Origin of the sequence: Hymenobacter ruricola (genome assembly GCF_015694525.1) — a bacterium.
Classification (GTDB): Bacteria; Bacteroidota; Bacteroidia; order Cytophagales; family Hymenobacteraceae; genus Hymenobacter; species Hymenobacter ruricola.
In genome coordinates this window covers 842,880-859,667 of record NZ_JADQDM010000001.1, presented here as the reverse complement: position 1 = coordinate 859,667, position 16,788 = coordinate 842,880, and the positions used below count along the sequence as shown (strand labels likewise).

Sequence of the window (16,788 nt, the reverse complement as noted above, 5' to 3'; positions counted from 1 at the left end):
CCCCGGGGGCTTTCTTTTTCCGGACGATGCCGTATGAAGAAGCGGTTTTGGCTTCTAACATCCTCCGCTCATGCTCCTTCCCACGTCCCTTGGTGCTTCTTACCGGTATTGCCTGGTCATCTTAGCCGCTGGCGGCTTGCTGAGTGCCTGCAGCGGCGGCGCGCCGCTCGAACAATCCAGCGGCGGCTCGGGCCGCTCCACGGCGGTGCAACTCGACACCACGGCCACGCTGCCCACCGAAGCCTGCGGCCTGCTCACGGCCCGCGAAGTGAGCGAGCTGACCGGCCAGGACGTGCAGCAACAAGCCCAGGGCGACGCCTGCCGCTTCGTGGACGCCACCCGCCCCACCGACCCCGACGCGGTGGTGCTGGTGTCGCTGCGGCCGGCCACCGCCTTTGCCATCGCCGAAGCCGGCAACCAGCACAACCGCCGCGCCGTGGTGCGCATTGCGGGCCTGAGCCGCGCGGCGTACTACGACGACTACCGCGGCGACCTGTACGTGCAACTGCCCGGCCGCACGCTCGTCATTGGCATGCCGCGCCGCCTCGAAGACCGCCGACGCGACCGCATTGCCACGGAGCTGGGGCGGGTGGCCCTGGCGCGGCTGGCCAGTCGCGCCGGCACAGCGCCGGCGCAGTAGCTTCGGGGCGGGTGCGGGGCCCGGCCGGGCTTCGTAGCTTGCGCCAACTTTTTCCCGCCTTCATGAAGAAAACTGTACTGGCCGGCCTTATGGCCGCCGCGCTGGTTTCGGCCTGCAACCAAACCAAAACCACGGAAACTGCCGTCACCAGCGCCCCCGGTGCGGCCGCCGACTCCACCAAGGGCCTCAACGGCCTGTTTGCCAGCTTCTGGGAGCGGCAGTCGCGCCTCGACCCGCTGTCGGCCACGGCGCAGGGCGACAACCGCTACAACCACCTGCTGCCCAACGACCAGACGCAGGCCTTCCGCGACACGCTGCGCACGTTTTACCAGGACTACCTGGACCGGCTGGGCAAGTTTGACCGCGCCACGCTGGACGACAACGACAAAATCAGCTACGACATCTTTCAGTACGACCTTAAGCAGCGGGTGGCGGGGCTAAAGCTGAACACCTGGATGCTGCCGTTTCAGCAGTTCTGGGGGCTGCCCATCAGCATGGGGCAGTACGGCTCGGGGCAGGGCAACCAGCCGTTTAAGACCGTGCAAGACTACGACAACTGGCTGGGCCGGGTGCGCGGGTTCTCGGTGTGGGCCGATTCGGCCATCGGCAACTTCCGGCGCGGCATGCAGGCCGGCGTGGTGCTGCCCCGGGCCCTGGTGGTGAAAATGCTGCCCCAGGTGCGCGCCGCCGACATGCAGGTGACCGACCCGACCAAGTCATTGTTCTACGGCCCCATCAACAGCTTCCCGAAAGACTTTTCCGACGCCGACAAGCAGCGCCTCACGGAAGACTACAAAAAGGCCATTCTGACGGAAGTGGTGCCCACGTACAAAAAGCTGGGCGACTTCCTAGCCAACGAATACCTGCCCAAGTCGCGCGCCAGCAGCGGCATCAACGCCGTGCCGGGCGGGCCGGAAATCTACCGCTACTACGTGGGCTACTGGACCACCACGGAGAAAACCCCGGCCGAAATCCACGAGCTGGGCTTGCGCGAAGTGGCCCGCCTGCGCGCCGAGATGGAGCGCATGAAAACCGAGCTGGGCTTCAAGGGCACGCTGCGGCAGTTCTTCGAGAGCCTGAAAACCAACCCCAAGGCCATGCCCTTCAAGACGGCGGAAGAGGTGTTGGCGGGCTTCCGCCAGATTCAGGCCACCATCGACCCCAACCTGAAAAAGATGTTCGGGCGCACGCCCAAAACGCCGTTTGAGATTCGGCGCACCGAGGCCTTCCGCGAGGCGTCGGCGTCGGCCGAGTACAACCAGGGCTCGCCGGACGGCACGCGGCCGGGCATTTTCTACGTGCCGCTGCCCAAGCCCGCCGAGTACAACGTGACGCAGGGCATGGAGTCGCTGTTTCTGCACGAGGCCATTCCGGGCCACCACTACCAGATTTCGTTGCAGCAGGAAAACACCAGCCTGCCCAAGTTCCGCCAGTTTGCCGGCTACGGCGCCATGACCGAAGGCTGGGCCCTCTACTGCGAAAGCCTGGGCAAGGAGCTGGGCCTCTACAAAGACCCCTACCAGTACATTGGCGCGCTGAGCGACGAGATGCTGCGCGCCGTGCGCCTGGTGGTGGACACCGGCCTGCACACCGGCCAGATGACCCGCGAGCAAGCCATTGACTACATGCTCGACAACACGCCCGACAACCGCGAAAACGACACCGCCGCCATCGAGCGCTACATGGCCATTCCGGGCCAGGCGCTGGCCTACAAAATCGGCCAGCTGAAAATCCAGGAGCTGCGCGCCCGCTACAGCCAGCAGCTGGGCAGCAAGTTCAAGCTCAGCGACTTTCACGACGAGCTGCTGAAGGACGGCGTGATGCCCCTGGCCGTGCTCGAAACCAAGATGGACGCCTGGGCCGCTCGTCAGAAGTAAGGCCGGCTTTGCACATTCAGAGAACAACTCGCTGGCAACGGCGAGTCGTTTTTCTGCTGATAAACGGGCAAGGCTGGCGCGCCAGCGGTGGCAGCTGCCGAGGGAAACTGGCGCGAATTGTGGCATTCCAGCGCAATTGGGCGTAGATTGCGAGCTTATTCTCGCGGTGAATGGGCAAGTTGGTTTTCGTTTTGCTGGCGGCCCTGGCCCTGAGCGCAGGGCCCGCGGCGGCGCAAGCGCCCCCGGCCGGCCGGAGCCCCAACCCGGCCGGCGTGCTGCTGGCCAACCTCTTCAATAATTACTGGGACGACCGCGCCCGGCTGTTCCCCCTGCTGGCCATGGCCCAGGGCGACAACCGCTACAACGACCGCCTGCCCAACGACCAGACCCGCGCCTTCCGGCAGCAGCAGCAGCGCCTCTACCGCCGCTACCTCAACGACTTGCTGAACATCGACCGCGCCCGCCTCTCGGCCGAGGACAAGCTCAGCTACGACATCTTTCAGTACGACATGCGCACCCGCCTCGACGGCCTGCGGCTGGATTTGTGGATGCTGCCCTTCGCACAGTTCAACAGCGTGCCCAGCGTGCTGGGCGTGCTCGGCGGGGGCAGCAGCGCGCAGCCCTTCCGCACGGTGCGCGACTACGACAACTGGCTGGCGCGGGTGGGCCGCTTTCCGGTCTGGGCCGATTCGGCCATTGCCAATTTCCGGCTGGGCATGAAGGCGGCCGTGGTGCTGCCCCGCGTGCTGGTGCTGCGCACGGTGCCCCAGCTGCAGGCCTTTGTGACGAGCGACGCCACCAAAAGCCCGTTTTACGGCCCGGTGGCGCGGTTTCCGGCCGACTTTTCGGCCGCCGACAAGGCCCGGCTGACGGTGGCTTACCAGGAAGCCATCCAGACCGATTTGGTGCCCACCTACCGCAAGCTGGCCGACTTCCTGCAAACCGAATACCTGCCCCAGGCCCGCACCAGCACCGGCTTCAGCGACGTGCCCGGCGGGGCCGACATGTACCGCTACCAGGTGCGCCTGATGACCACCACCGACCGCTCGCCCGACGCCATCTACCAAACCGGGCTGGCCGAGGTGAAGCGCATCCGAACCGAGCTGGAGGCCTTGAAAAAGCGCGTGGGCTTCCGGGGCCCGCTGCCGGCGTTTTTCACCTACCTCAACAGCAACCCCCGTTTCACGCCCTACCAAAGCCCCGACGAAGTGCTGAACGCCTTTCGGGCCATCCAGAACAAGATTGCGCCCAACCTGGCCAAGGCCTTCAGCCGCGGGCCGCGGGCCGCGTTCGAGATTCGGCAGACGGAGGCCTTCCGCGCGGCCACGGCCCCGCCCGAGTACAGCCGCGGCACGCCGGACGGCACCCGGCCCGGCATTTTCTACGTGCCCATTCTCGACGCCACCAAGTTCAACGTGACGCAGGGCATGGAGTCGATTTTCCTGCACGAGGCCATTCCGGGGCACCACTACCAGCTCTCGCTGCAGCAGGAAAACACCAGCCTGCCCAAGTTCCGGCGCTTTGCCAGCTACCCGGCCTTCAGCGAAGGCTGGGCGTTGTATTGCGAAAGCCTGGGGCCGGAGTTGGGCTTGTTCAAAGACCCTTACCAGCGCATTGGCGCGCTGGGCGACGAGATGCACCGCGCCCTGCGCCTGGTGGTCGACATCGGCCTGAACGCCAAGGGCATGACCCGCGAGCAGGCCATCGACTACCTGATGGCCAACGAGCCCATCTCGGAACCGGAAGCCACGGCCGAGGTGGAGCGCTACCTGGCCCTGCCCGGCCAGGCCCTGGCCTACAAGGTGGGCGCGATGAAAATACAGGAACTGCGCGCCCGCTACGAAAAGCAACTCGGCGACAAGTTCGACGAGCGGGCCTTTCACGACGAGATTCTGGCCGGCGGCAGCATGCCCCTGGCCGTGCTGGAGCGCCGCATGGACGCCTGGGCCGTGCGCCAGCGCTAAAATCCGGAAGCGGGCAACCCTGAAAATTCAGTAAACTGCGCCCATGAAAATGCGGACACTAAAAGGTCCGCTGGCGGCCTGGCTGCTGGCGGTGCTGATGCTGCTGGGGCTGCGGCCCCACGCGACGCGGGCCCAACGCCGGTTTGAGCTGGCCGACATCGGCAAGCTGGTGAACGTGAGCGACCCGCAGCTGTCGCCCGATGGCCGCAGCATTCTGGTGGTGGTGTCGCGCCCCAATTTCACCACCAACCGCCACGACGCCGAAGTGGTGCTGGTGGACGTGGCCAGCGGCCGGCAACGCGTGCTAGTGGCCGGCCGCCCCACCGTGAAGCAGCCGCGCTGGGCGCCCTCCGGCGACCGGGTGGCGTTTCTGGCTCGCACCGGCACCGGCAAAGACGCGCACACCCAGCTCTTCGTGCAAACCCTGGCGTCCGGCGAAGCGCGGCAGCTCACCAGCGCCGTCGAAAACGTGCAGCTCTATAGCTGGAGCCCCGACGGCACGGCCCTGGTCTACTCGGCCGCCGATGCGCCCGCCAACGCGGCCGAAGCGGCCCGCGGCCACGACAGCTTCGAGGTGGGCAACGGCGCCGTGACCCTAACCGCGCCGCCTGCGCCCGACCACCTGTGGCTGGTGGCAGCGGCTGGCAACGCCCCCGCCCGCCGCCTCACCAGCGGCCCGCTCAGCTTGCCCGACGACTCGTCGGCGCCGTTTGGCTGGGCGCCCGACGGCCGCGTGCTGGTGTGCGTGCTCCGCCCCAGCGCCCAGACCGGCGACCAGGAAACCCAGGTGTACACCCTGGAAGTGGCCTCCGGAGCGCTGCGGGCGCTGCCCGGCTCGCCGCACCGGGTCGACCTGCCCGCCTACTCACCCGACGGCCGCTGGATAAGCTACCAGACGCCGCGCGAGCCACCGTATTTTGAGTCGCTGGAATTTGACGTGGTGCCCGCGGCGGGCGGCCCGGCGCGCCACCTCAGCCGCGCGCTCGACCGCAACCTGCAACGCGCCTTGTGGAGCCCCGACAGCCAGAGCCTGTTGGTGGGCGGGAACGACGGCACCACCGTTGCCATCTGGCAGCAGGGCCTGAACGGCAGCAGCCAGCGGCTGAAGCTGGGCGCGGTGTCGCCCAACGGCAGCTACTGGGTGGACATGTCGGTGGGCCGCCGCGCTGCCCTGGCCCTCACGGCCAACGAGCCCGGCCGCCCGCCGGAGCTGTACTACTTAGCGTCGCCCGCGGCCGCCCCGCGTCGCCTCACCGATTTCAACCACGAAACGGCCGCCCTGCCGCTAGGCCGCATGGAAGCCGTGCAGTGGACGTCCGACAACCTGCGGCCCGACGGCGTCCTCACCTACCCGCCCGACTTTGAGCCCACCAAAAAATACCCGCTGGTGCTGATGATGCACGGCGGGCCCTCCAATGCTTCGCGGCTGGCGTTTTACGGGCTGGGGCAGGCGGTGGCGGCGCGCGGCTACGTGGTGTTTCAGCCCAACTACCGGGGCTCCGACAACCTGGGCTACGCCTTTCAGCGGGCCATTCGGGAAGACGCGGGCGCTGGGCCGGGGCGTGATGTGCTGGCGGGCATTGCCGCGCTCACAACGCGCGGATGGGTGGACACCAGCCGCATTTCCCTGAGCGGGGCCAGCTACGGCGGCTTCCTGACGGCCTGGCTCATGGGCGAGCCGTGGCGCTGGCGCTGCGCGGTGGCGGCCTCGGCCGTGGTCGATTTGCTGGATAGCTACAACCTGAGCGACAACAACATTGCCAACGCCGGGCACTACGGCCCCTCGCCCTGGCTGAGCGCCGAAAACCTGGCGCGCTACCGGGCGCAGTCGCCCCTGGCGCGGGCCGGGCGCTGGCGCACGCCCACGCTCATCCTGCACAACGTGAACGACTTCCGGGTGCCCATTGCCAACGCCTATAAGCTTTACCACGCCCTGCAGGACAATGACGTGCCGGTGCGCTTCGTGGCCTTCCCTATTGCGGCCCACGTGCCGGGCGACCCCGTGCGCAGCGCCGAATGGAACCGGCTCTGGGTGGAGTGGCTCGACCGGTATCTGCAGCCCGGGCCGGCGGCCAAATAAGCGGCGCGCCTACTTCCCCTTGGCCGGCAGCTTTGTCCGTTTCGTGCCGGTATGCCTTCGGCGTCCTGCTCGCCAACAGAACTTCAGGCGGAAGCGGTGTGGTAAGGCGGGAACAACCGGCCCGCCGGCCGCTTGGGCAGCAGGCCGAACTCCTGCAGCTGCTCGATGTGGTGCGGCTCGCACACGCCGCTGAACTTGATGGCCGGGTGCGGACACTGCGCCACCCGGCAGGGCTTGCCGCTGGGCTCGAAGGTGTTTTTGGCGTAATACGGCTGCATTAGGGCGGCGTACACCATCCACGCGGCGGGCTGCAGGTAGGGTTCCCGCAGCCACTCGGCTACTTCGATGGCCGGCACCTGGTACGCGTATTCGGTGCCGCCCAGATTCCACTCCCACCCGGTTTGCCAATAGTGGCCGCACTGCGGGCACTGCAACAGCTTCAGCTTCGCGGCGGCGTGGGTGACCAGCAGCCCCAGCGGCTTCAAAAGGGCTGGCGTGGCCTTGATGCGCTTGTTGATGGCGGCACGGGTGAGTTCAAGCGGCGGATACTGGGAACAGACGCAGGGCATAACCCAAAGGTAGAACGCCCGGCTGGGCGCCCGGCCCGATAACGCCCGCCCGGCCCGCCCGTATAGCCGGCATGCTTACTCTGACCAATGCCGAACTGGCCTTCGTGCTGGGCCGCCTGCTGATGGGCGTGGCCTTTCTGACTCATTTCCTGGTGCGGCTGCCCAAGCTGGCCGCGTTTCAGGCGGGCATGGCGAAGCAGTTTGCCAATTCCCTGCTGCCCGAGCTGCTGGTGCGGCCTTTCGCCGCCGGGCTGCCTTTCGTGGAAGGCGCCATTGGCGTGCTGCTGATTATCGGGCTGTTCACGCGCGCCGTCCTCGCCGCGGCCATGCTGCTGATGACGGCCCTGGTGTTCGGCAGCAGCCTGCTGGAGCAATGGGCTACCGTGGGCACGCAGCTGGTCTACGGCCTGTTTCTGTTTGCGCTGATTCTGCACAGCCAGTACAACCGCCTCTGCCTCGACCGCTCGGCGGGTCCCACCGCACACTAACGTCCTGGGCTGAACAATTGGGGGAAGAAGCTGGTCATTGCCCCACCACGCCCGCTCCCACCTTCGTTCCTCCATGCGCCACCTCACCGCCGCCGACCTTCAGGCTTTCGAGAAAATCTACCGCCTCAACCTCGTCAACGGCCTGCCCGGCTTCAAGCCCGCCAACCTGGTGGGCACCGCCGCGCCCGACGGCGCCACCAACCTGGCCGTGTTCAGCTCGGCCCTGCACCTGGGCTCCGACCCCGCCCTGCTCGGCATCGTGACGCGGCCCACCACCGTGCCCCGCCACACCTACGCCAACCTCAAAGCCAGCGGCTGCTACACCCTCAACCACGTGCCCCAGGCCCTGGCCGCCCCGGCCCACTACACCTCGGCCAATTTCCCCGACGACGTGTCGGAGTTCGACGCCTGCGGCTTCACCGCCGAGTACCGCGACGGCTTCCCGGCGCCCTACGTGGCCGAAAGCCCACTCAGCATTGGCCTGCGCCTGCTCGAAGAGCACGCCATCAGCAACGGCACCGTGCTGCTGGTGGGCGCGGTGGAACACGTGTATCTGCGCGAAGAAGGCCTGCGGGAAGACGGCACCCTGGACCTGGCCGCGTTTGGCGTCGCCTGCATCTCCGGCCTCGACGGCTACCACGCCGTGCAGCCGCCCGTGCGCTTCGGCTACGCCCGGCCGGGGAAATTTCCGGAAGCGCAGTAAATGTTTTTGCCTAAAACGTCATGCCGAGCGCAGCGAAGCATCTTTACCGCAGCAGTAATTGATTTTACTATTGCGGTAAAGATGCTTCGCTGGCGCTCGGCATGACGTTTTAAGACTAATTATCGGCGCTCCGGTCTACGGATACTGCGTTTCAATCTTGCGGCTCCAGGAGTCGGAGTAGCGCTGGTCGGCGTGTTGCCGGGTACCAGTCTCGTGCGAAAAGTTGGAACCGCCGTGGCCTGGCTCCGAGCCGGCAGCCGGGTTGTCGCGGTACCAGGCCCGGTACGAGCCGTCGGCCGGGCGCTGAGCGGCTTTGCCGGGCGAATCGGAACTGTCGGTACGGCCTTGTTTCCGCTTTTTGTCTTTCTTTTTGCCCTTGCCGGCCGTGGCCAGCGCCACGGCCCCAATGGCCAATCCGGCCAGGGCCAGGCCTTTCAGCCAGGGCTGCACCAGGGGCGGCGGCACCGAGGTTACCCCGCTGCCGTCGGCCGTGGCCGGCACTTTGGCGTAGCGGCCCACTTTGGGGCGGGCCAGCGCGTCGAACCGCGGCACGAAGTCGGCCAGCTGGCGGCGCAACGTGGTGCCGCTCATCGGAATGCCGTGGCCGGTGGCGGCCACTTCGGGCTCCAGGCGGGCCAGCAGCGCTATCGACTCGCGGGCGGCGTCCCAGTCGGGCGTGAAGTAGGCCGGCGGGCCGTGCACTTCCTGCTTCTGGGTGTACACCGCCGAGCCCGACTCCTGCTTCACGGTGGTGAAAGCGTCGCCGGCCACCAGCACCTTGTCGTGCTCGCGGAAGAAGGAAACGTGCCCGAACGTGTGCCCCGGCGTGTGCACCCAGCGCCAGCCGGGCAGGCCGGGCACGCTGCCGTCGGCGGGCAGGGCCTGCACGCGGGGGCCGAAATCGTAGGCGTGCTTGGGGTAAGTAAAGGAGAGGTAGGCCATCATGCCGCCGCCCACGGTGGGGTCGGGCGGCGGGAAGCCCGACTTGCCGGTGAGGTAGGGCAGTTCCAGAGGGTGCGCGTACACCGGCACGTCGGGCCAGGCAGCCAGCAGGCCATCCAGGGCGCCCACGTGGTCGAAGTGCCCGTGGGTGAGCAGGATGGCAGCGGGCGGGGTGTCGGGCCCGAACAGCTCCTCGGCCTGCTTGATAATCTTGTCAGAAGAGCCCGGCAGGCCGGCGTCAATCAGCACCCAGGGGCCCTGCGGCTGGTCTTGCGGAAAGGCGTAGTAGAGGTTCACAAACACGTCGCGCAGCACGCTCAGGCCGGGCACTACGGCGGTGAAAGCGGGCGTGGTGGCCCGGGTGGCATCGTTGGAAAGCATAGGCGGGGAGGAAGTGGGTGAGGTGGGGAGAAGTGAGGTGGGGACTCGCAAGCCGTCACGCAACGAAAAGAACGTCTTGCCGAGCGCAGCGAAGCATCTTTACCTCGGAAGTAATCCTGTTGATTGGAATGCGTTGCGCGGTACAGATGCTTCGCTGCGCTCGGCATGACGGCTGACGGGCCGGCCCGCTGCTACTACGGCAGCCGGTAGCCGGCAGGTTGAGTTTTTTCACTACCTAAAAAGCCGCGCCGCGCCTACGGCCGCGCTTCGCCCAAACGCAAAAAGCCCGCCACTGAACCAGTGACGGGCTTCCAGCGCGGAGCTTAAAAAACTACTGCGGCTGCGACTTGGGCTGCGGCTGGTCGTTGGTGTTGCCGTTGCCGTTGGTGGCTTTGTCCACCGAGTTCATGGTGCCGTTGGCGGCCTGGGGCGAGGCGGTGCTGTTGCCGGCGGGGGCCGAGTTGAGCTGGTCCTGCACGGTGCCGTTGGCAATGGCCGCGGCCGAGCCTTCGCCGCCGGCGGGCTCCACGCGCTGCTTGTAGTTGATGCTGTCGCGGTTCACGTCCCAATTGTGCCAGCCGGGCGCTTTGGTGAAACCGTGTTTGAATTGCGGGTTTTCGCCCGGGCTCCAGCGGTAGTCGCAGGACGAAAGCGTGGCGGCCAAAGCGGTGCCCAGCAGCAAAGCCAGGGCGGGACGAGAAGAGAGCTTCATGAAGTAGGTCTGGGGATTGGTCCCACAAAGTACGGGGATTTCGGGCGGAAGGCCAACCCGATGCCGCCGTGCGCGTTACTTTCGGGGCCGGCGCGTGCCGCCACTCTTCTGCTTTTTTCGTCATGGCCGCTTCCGACGCTCCCCAGCCTTCCCGCTTCCGCCGGGCCCTCGGGGCGGTGGGGCGCGCCGCCCTGCTGCCCGTGCGCGGCGCCGGCTACCTCGTGCGCTCGGGCCGGGCCCACCAGCATTTTTTCCTGCCCGTGCTCAACGGCGCCCTCGGCGACCAGCTGGCGGCCCGCTTCGACCGCCGCGCCATCCGGATGAGCTTCCGGCGGGGCGGCGAGGACGTGCCCGTGGCCGACCTGCGCCTGAGCGAGCCCCGCCAGAAAACCGTGGTGTTCGTGCACGGCCTGATGGGCGACGAGCTCATCTGGCAAACCGGGTTTCAGGACGCGCCCGGCAGCCGCCGCTACGGCCCGCGCCTGGCCGAAGAAACCCACTGCCGCGCCCTCTACCTGCGCTTCAACTCCGGCCTGCACCTCTCCGAAAACGGCCGCGAGCTCAGCCGCCTACTCACCGAGCTGGTCAGCACCTACCCCGACGCCGTGGGCGAGCTCGTGCTGGTGGGCCACAGCATGGGCGGGCTCATCATCCGCTCGGCGGGGCATTATGGTCAGTTAGGAGTGAAGAGTGAAGCGTTAAGAGTTGACTCAACCGAACCAGCGCTACCAACAGAGAAACAAACCCTAACTCTTAACTCTCAACTCTTAACTCAACAAGCCCCCTGGCTGGCGCATTTGCGGTCGGTGTTTTTGCTGGGCACGCCCAACGACGGCTCGTGGCTGGAGCAGAACTCTCACTTCACGGCGCGGCTATTGGAGCGCATCAACCTGTTTCCCACGCGGTTTCTGAGCAAGGCGCTCAACCAGCGCAGCAACGGCATCAAGGACCTGCGCTACTCCATATTGGTGGACGATGACTGGCAGGACGCCCACGCCAACGACCTCACGCCGCCGCGCACGCCCGTGCCGCCGCTGCCCGGCGTGCGCTACCACATCCTGATGGGCGCCTGGCTGCGCTCAACGCGCCCTTCGGCCCTGCGCGAGTACTTCGGCGACGGGCTGGTGGGCCAGGGCAGCGCCCGCGGCCACGCCACGTTTGGCGACGAGGCGGCCCTGCCGGAAGGCGCCAGCGTGCGCACGGCCGTGTTCGGCCAGCAGCACCACGGCGGACTCCTTACGCACCCAGAGGTGTTTCAGTACCTTAAACAGTGGGCATAGGCCCTGGCTTTTTCGTTAAAAAAGCCAGGGCCAAATCCGCGAAGGAAATGGCCCTGGTTGTGGAAAGGAAGGAAGGCTGGTTGAAATCAGGTGGTGCTGCCCGTGGTAGAGCCCGACGTGCTGCTGCCCGATGTGGTGCCGCTGGTAGTGCCCGTGGTAGTGGTGCCCGACGTGGTGGAGGCGCCTGTGGTGGTACCGGAGGTGGTGGCGCTGCCGGCCGGGGTCCCGTTGATGTCGCTGGCCGACGTGGTGCCGCTGGTGGTGCGCGGCTCCGAGCCGCTGGTAGAGCCAGCACTTTCGGAAGTGGAGCAGGCGCTGAAAACGACGAGCGACGAACACAGCAAAGCGCCAGTCAGCCCGGAAAGCCATTTGCGTTTCATAAGGGAAGGAAAATGTGGAAAGGAAGGAACGATGCCGGATGGCACTATGGCTATACGAGCCTCACGGGCGCGATTTATCCGTAAATCCCTCCTGGTAAATACGTATTTTTTAGTTGCGCATGGTCGCCGACGGAGCCTCGGGTTGCGGCGGCAACTCGCAGTCGCACAACACTTCGCGGGTGGGTTTGGCCACCTGGTAGTTGGGCAAGGATACCTCCTTCATGTACACCACCGAGAGGTGGCGCAGCGGCGGGTGGGCCGGGTTTTCGTGCCAGATGCGGAGCAGGTAGTTGCAGTAGTAAGGCCGCATCCAGGCGAAATCGACGAAGAGGTAATTCTCCGAATACTTGCGCCACCGGTCGTTTTTGAACAGCGAGACGATGGCGGCGGGCTTGGTGTAGCGCACGGGGGCGCCGCCGCGGTTCAGGTCCAGCACTTGGCCGCGGGCGGTGGTGCCCTCGAAGATGTACCAGCCGTCGTCCTTGAACACCGTGGGCGCAAACATGCCCCAGTGCTGGTCGACGCGAAACAGGTAGCCGAACCAGCGCAGGCCGTCGGGCAGGCGGCCGCCGCGGGGCCGCAGCACGGCCACGTCGTCGAGGTTCCAGAGGCAGACGTAGGCCAGCACCACGGCCACGAAGGTTTCGCGCGCGGCGCGGGCCAGGCGCAGGCCCCCGGCGGTGGGCGGGCGGGTACGCTCCAGTCGCAGGCGCCAGGGGGCCTGCCAAGTGGGCAGCTTGGCGTGCCAGCGCCGGGCCAGGGGTGCGAGGCGTCCGAAGCGCCTTTCCAGCCAGTCGAGCGCCAGGGGCGGCAGCAGCCCCAGTATCGAGGCCCAGTTTATCAGGAAAAACAGGCCCACAAACAGCGTGAGGCTGATGGTGAGGTGAAAGAAAAACAGCACCCCCACCACCAGCAGCCGCCACCAGCGCACTCCCACCGGAATGAACAAGGCAAAGGGCAGCAGGAGCTCGGTGAAATAGGCCCCGAAGGTGAGCACCCGCAGCAGCTCGGGATACGGGTAGAGCAGCCGGCCGCCGGGCAGCACCAGCTGGTCGAGGCTGAAGGCGTAGTAGAGCGCGGTGCCTTCGCGGGTCCACTCGGCGCCGTTTTTGAGCAGGGCGGTGCACCAGTACAGCAGGGCCAGCTGCACCACGTAGGCCACGGTGGCCGCGCCGAAATAATCGAGCCGTGCGGGTGCGGGTTTGTCGCGCGCGTCCCGGGACCAGACCCGGCCCCAGGGCAGGAAAATGCCCCAGAACAGCAGCATGCGCAGCAGGTCGTCGCCGCCCTGGCCGATGAGGGTGTTGCGGTTTTGCAGCGACACCAGCAGCACCCACGAGGCCACCGTAGCCAGCCGCGTGTGGTAGCCCAGCAGCAGCGCCCCGGCCACCAGGGCGGCGAGGAGAAACAGCACGGCTTCGACCTGCCACAGGCCGCTGGCGGCGTGCAGCGAGAACTGGTAGGGCGTCCAGGCGCGCTCCAGGAGCACGGGCACGGGCATCACGCCCATATTGGCGTAGTGGGCTTCGAGGTCGGTGCTGCGAATGGCTAGGTCGACCAGCACCACCGCGGCGGTGGCCATGCGCAACAGCGCCAGGGCCCGCAAATCGAGCACGAACGGGCGCTTGAGCACGCCCCAAAAGCCCGGTTTGGCTTCATCCATAAAATGAACCGGCGAGCGCCGGGAAGAAAATCAACAAGGCGAAAAGGCTGTCATACGGAACGACGCGCCCTTTCGCCTTGCGAAAAAAATCTAAGCCTTAGGAATTTGGTTTCCTATCGCGTGGTGGAGCCGCTGGTGCTGCCCGAAGTGCTCATGCCCGTGGTGGAGCCGGAACCGCTGGTAGAACGGCCACTGGTGGAACTGCCGCTGGTAGAGCCGCTGCTGCGGCCCGACGTGGTACCGCCGGTGGAGCCCGACGTACTGCCGCTCATGCGGCCGGAGGTACTGCCGCCCGCGCGCCGCGAACCCGAAGTGGTGCCGCTGGTGCTACCACTGGTCGAGCCCATGCTACCCGACGTACTGCCGCTGGTCGAGCCCATCGAGCCCGACGTGCTCATGCTGCCCGAACCGCTGGTAGAGCCGCTGGTGCTGCGGCCGCTGCCGCTGGTGGAGCCCGAAGTGCTCATGCCCCGCGAGCCGCTGGTGCTGCCCGAAGTAGACATGGAACCTGAGCCCGACGTGCTGCCGCTGGTGCTACCCGAGCCGCCCGTGGTCGAGCCGCCCGTGGTGCCCTGGTAGTCGAGCGCGGCCAACGACGACTGGAAAGAAGTGGCCGGCGACTGGCTGTGCGCCGTCAGGCCCATGTCGAGGACTAAGGCCGAAACTCCCAGAGCAACGGCCCAGGACGGCCAGGAAAGGTGCTTTTTCATAACTCTATGCGCTGAGGGTGGAAAGGAAGGAAAGAGAACAAGCCAACGCGCCGGGCGCATTGGCCTGCGAAAAACTTAGTGACTGCCGGTGGTGCCGCCCGTGGAGCCCGAGCCGCTGGTAGAGCCGCCCGCGCCGCCCGTGGAGCCGGAAGTGCTCATGCCGCCGGTCGAGCCACCCGTCGAACCGCTGGTGCTCATGCCGCCGGTTGAGCCGCTGGTGCTACCCATCGAACCCGAAGTGCTGCCGCTGGTGGAGCCCATGTCGCCGCCGGTGCTGCCGCTGGTGCTGCCCGACGTGCTCATGCTGCCGCCCGTGCCGCTGGTAGAGCCGCTGGTCGGGCTCGTATCGCCGGCGCTGCCCGAGCCGCCCATGCCGCCTTCCGAGCCCGTGCCCGAGCCGCTCATGCTGCCCGAGCCGCTGCCGCTAGCCGAGGAGTCGCTGCTCATCGTGCTGGTGTCGGAGCTGGTCGAGGTAGAACTTTCGTCCGAGGTTTTGGATTGGCAGGCCCCGAGCAGGGCAGTGCTGAGGGCCAGCGCGGCGAGAGGGGAAATAATTTTTTTCGTAAACATGACAATAAGAGGTTGGTATGGTTAGCTATACGACCAACGCCAAAGCCCCAACCGACGAATAAATCCGTATTTTCTTTGAAACAAATACGGAGTTGCGCCCGCGGCCACTTCGTATTCGTCGCCTTGCACCAACCTCCCGGCCGGCGGGTTCGTTAACATCGGCGCTGCTTTCCCCTTTTCCATGCCCTCCCCCGCCGCTCCCGACACCATTTTCTTCGACGGCGTGTGCAACCTCTGCAACGGCTTCGTGCAGTTCGTCATCCGGCACGACGCGGCCGGGCGCTACCGCTTCGCGGCCCTGCAAAGCGAAGCCGGCCAGGCCCTGCTGGCTGCCCAAGGCCAGGCCATTCCGGCTGCCGCCCCCGAATCGGTGCTGCTGCTGCGCCAGGGGCGCCTGTATTCGCATTCCAGCGCGGTGCTGCGCATTGCCCACGGCCTGGGCGGCGCCTGGCGCCTGGCCGCCGTGGCCGAGCTGCTGCCCCGTGCCCTGCGCGACGCCGCCTACCGCTTCGTGGCCCGGCACCGCTACCGCTGGTTTGGGCGCGAAGAAAGCTGCATGCTGCCCACCCCGGCGCTGAAAGCGCGGTTTTTGTAGTCCCCAATCCCCGGTCACGGCTGCCCTTTCCGGCGCAGCTCCGCCTCGTACACCCGCCGGCCCAGGTCGCGCAGAAACGGCAGGCCCACGGTGTCGTACTCGTACTTGTCGTCGTTCAGCACGCCGTCGGCATTCACGTAAAGCACCGCGCTGAGCAGGAATTCAACGCGGTTTTCCGGGTCCTCCACGTAGGCGTTGTCGATGAGAAAGCCGTAGGCCTGGCCTATTTTATTGAACACCCGCACGCCGGCGGGCAGCGGCGCGAGCCCTCCACCACCCAGCAGGAACTTGGCGTAGGTGTCGGGGTAATGCGCGGCGTCGTAGCGCGGGTGCCGGCTGGCGCGGGGCGGCCACGACAGCGCCTCGCGCAACAGGGCCACATCCTCGGGGGCAAGCTGCAGGCGCTGGCTCGCCGGGAACGTCTCCGGAAAAAGCACGGCGCGCAGCAGGCGCTGCAAGTCGGGCAGCGAGAAGGCATTTTTCTGGCTGAAATCCAACGGGCCTGGCACCGCCTCCGGGCCCTGCACGTGGGCTTGCCCTATCTGCTCGCCGCGCAGCTGTAGCCGGGGCCAGGGGCCGGCGAAGTAGCCGGCGGGCTGCTGGTAAAGCAGTTGCGTGGCGGCGGTGTCGGCGTAGAAGGCCACCGGGTTGGAGTGGCGGCTGCCGGGCTCCTGGTCGCCCACGGCAAGGCGGTGTTGCAGGCGGCTGTGGCGCAGGCCCAAACGGGCCAGGCCGGCGTTCAGCTCGGCCGGCCCCACAAACTCATAGAGTCGGTTGAAGGCGTTGTTGTCGCTCACCAGAAGGGCTTTGCGCACGTAGTTGGCCAGCGTGGGGCGGCCGCTGGCGCTGCTGCTGTCGCGGCGCGCCCGCGTTTGCCCGGCAAAGGCCGAGTCCGTGAGCATGGGCGAATCGGGCGTGAGGCCGGGGATTTGGGCCGATAAGCGCCGGAGCTTTTCCAGGGCCAGGGCCGCGGCGGCCAGCTTCACGGCGCTGGCCGGGTAGAAATAGTTGTGGGGCCGCATCTGGTAGCCGTAGCGGCGGAAATGCGGCTGCCCGGCCGCATCGCGCCGCACCCGGGTGTAAAGAATCTGCAGCCGGTACGTCTCGGGGTGGGCCAGCACGCGGCTGAGGCCCACGGTGTCGTGGCGCAGCACCTGGCGCAGGGGGTTCGGAAGCAGTTGAGCAGCGGCCGGGCCGGCGGGCAGCATCAGCAGGCCCAGCAGGAGCCTCATTT

Annotated in this window: 16 protein-coding genes; 9 read left to right on the top strand and 7 right to left on the bottom strand. The window is 66.9% G+C overall.

Going from position 1 to position 16,788, the window contains the following annotated elements:
• The first annotated feature begins 70 nt into the window (after positions 1 to 70).
• The 4 genes from I2H31_RS03760 (at position 71) to I2H31_RS03745 (ending at position 6,561) form a co-directional block, all read left to right on the top strand.
• A complete protein-coding gene (locus I2H31_RS03760) occupies positions 71 to 640 on the top strand; it encodes a hypothetical protein (RefSeq protein ID WP_196291648.1) in 570 nt (189 codons plus the stop codon).
• Between the two features lie 62 nt (positions 641 to 702).
• On the top strand, positions 703 to 2,517 hold the full coding sequence (locus I2H31_RS03755; protein WP_196291647.1) for a DUF885 domain-containing protein: 1,815 nt from the start codon (positions 703 to 705) through the stop codon (positions 2,515 to 2,517).
• A gap of 170 nt (positions 2,518 to 2,687) precedes the next feature.
• On the top strand, positions 2,688 to 4,481 hold the full coding sequence (locus I2H31_RS03750) for a DUF885 domain-containing protein (protein WP_196291646.1): 1,794 nt from the start codon (positions 2,688 to 2,690) through the stop codon (positions 4,479 to 4,481).
• Between the two features lie 43 nt (positions 4,482 to 4,524).
• Positions 4,525 to 6,561, top strand: coding sequence for a S9 family peptidase (locus I2H31_RS03745; protein ID WP_196291645.1), 2,037 nt, complete (start codon positions 4,525 to 4,527; stop codon positions 6,559 to 6,561).
• Positions 6,562 to 6,644: 83 nt separating this feature from the next.
• Here I2H31_RS03745 and I2H31_RS03740 read toward each other — a convergent pair whose 3' ends face one another.
• Positions 6,645 to 7,130, bottom strand: coding sequence for a hypothetical protein (locus I2H31_RS03740; RefSeq protein ID WP_196291644.1), 486 nt, complete (start codon positions 7,128 to 7,130; stop codon positions 6,645 to 6,647).
• Between the two features lie 71 nt (positions 7,131 to 7,201).
• Here I2H31_RS03740 and I2H31_RS03735 point away from each other — a divergent pair, with 71 nt between their 5' ends.
• Together I2H31_RS03735 and I2H31_RS03730 are read left to right on the top strand one after the other, a co-directional pair.
• On the top strand, positions 7,202 to 7,618 hold the full coding sequence (locus I2H31_RS03735; protein ID WP_196291643.1) for a MauE/DoxX family redox-associated membrane protein: 417 nt from the start codon (positions 7,202 to 7,204) through the stop codon (positions 7,616 to 7,618).
• Between the two features lie 73 nt (positions 7,619 to 7,691).
• Positions 7,692 to 8,321 (top strand): flavin reductase family protein, encoded by a 630-nt coding sequence (locus tag I2H31_RS03730; protein WP_196291642.1) that lies wholly within the window; start codon positions 7,692 to 7,694, stop codon positions 8,319 to 8,321.
• A gap of 135 nt (positions 8,322 to 8,456) precedes the next feature.
• Here the strand turns inward: I2H31_RS03730 and I2H31_RS03725 are convergent, their stop codons facing one another.
• Complete coding sequence (locus I2H31_RS03725; protein WP_230687414.1) at positions 8,457 to 9,644, bottom strand: MBL fold metallo-hydrolase; 1,188 nt, start codon at positions 9,642 to 9,644, stop codon at positions 8,457 to 8,459.
• A gap of 331 nt (positions 9,645 to 9,975) precedes the next feature.
• The gene (locus I2H31_RS03720; RefSeq protein ID WP_196291641.1) at positions 9,976 to 10,356 is read right to left on the bottom strand and encodes a hypothetical protein; all 381 of its coding nucleotides are present in this window, start codon (positions 10,354 to 10,356) and stop codon (positions 9,976 to 9,978) included.
• Between the two features lie 122 nt (positions 10,357 to 10,478).
• Between I2H31_RS03720 and I2H31_RS03715 the strand changes: the two genes are divergently transcribed.
• Positions 10,479 to 11,636: an esterase/lipase family protein gene (locus I2H31_RS03715; protein ID WP_196291640.1), complete on the top strand. Its 1,158-nt coding sequence runs from the start codon at positions 10,479 to 10,481 to the stop codon at positions 11,634 to 11,636.
• 86 nt (positions 11,637 to 11,722) lie between these two features.
• Here I2H31_RS03715 and I2H31_RS03710 read toward each other — a convergent pair whose 3' ends face one another.
• Complete coding sequence (locus I2H31_RS03710; RefSeq protein ID WP_196291639.1) at positions 11,723 to 12,016, bottom strand: hypothetical protein; 294 nt, start codon at positions 12,014 to 12,016, stop codon at positions 11,723 to 11,725.
• A 109-nt stretch (positions 12,017 to 12,125) separates the two neighbouring features.
• Positions 12,126 to 13,679, bottom strand: coding sequence for an HTTM domain-containing protein (locus tag I2H31_RS03705; protein ID WP_196291638.1), 1,554 nt, complete (start codon positions 13,677 to 13,679; stop codon positions 12,126 to 12,128).
• 105 nt (positions 13,680 to 13,784) lie between these two features.
• Between I2H31_RS03705 and I2H31_RS03700 the strand changes: the two genes are divergently transcribed.
• Positions 13,785 to 14,258: a hypothetical protein gene (locus I2H31_RS03700; protein ID WP_196291637.1), complete on the top strand. Its 474-nt coding sequence runs from the start codon at positions 13,785 to 13,787 to the stop codon at positions 14,256 to 14,258.
• Between the two features lie 206 nt (positions 14,259 to 14,464).
• Here I2H31_RS03700 and I2H31_RS03695 read toward each other — a convergent pair whose 3' ends face one another.
• Complete coding sequence (locus tag I2H31_RS03695; RefSeq protein WP_196291636.1) at positions 14,465 to 14,959, bottom strand: hypothetical protein; 495 nt, start codon at positions 14,957 to 14,959, stop codon at positions 14,465 to 14,467.
• Between the two features lie 181 nt (positions 14,960 to 15,140).
• Between I2H31_RS03695 and I2H31_RS03690 the strand changes: the two genes are divergently transcribed.
• The gene (locus I2H31_RS03690; protein WP_196291635.1) at positions 15,141 to 15,554 is read left to right on the top strand and encodes a thiol-disulfide oxidoreductase DCC family protein; all 414 of its coding nucleotides are present in this window, start codon (positions 15,141 to 15,143) and stop codon (positions 15,552 to 15,554) included.
• Between the two features lie 14 nt (positions 15,555 to 15,568).
• Here I2H31_RS03690 and I2H31_RS03685 read toward each other — a convergent pair whose 3' ends face one another.
• Entirely contained in the window at positions 15,569 to 16,786 is a 1,218-nt protein-coding gene (locus tag I2H31_RS03685) for a serine hydrolase (RefSeq protein WP_196291634.1), read from the bottom strand.
• Positions 16,787 to 16,788 lie beyond the last annotated feature (2 nt).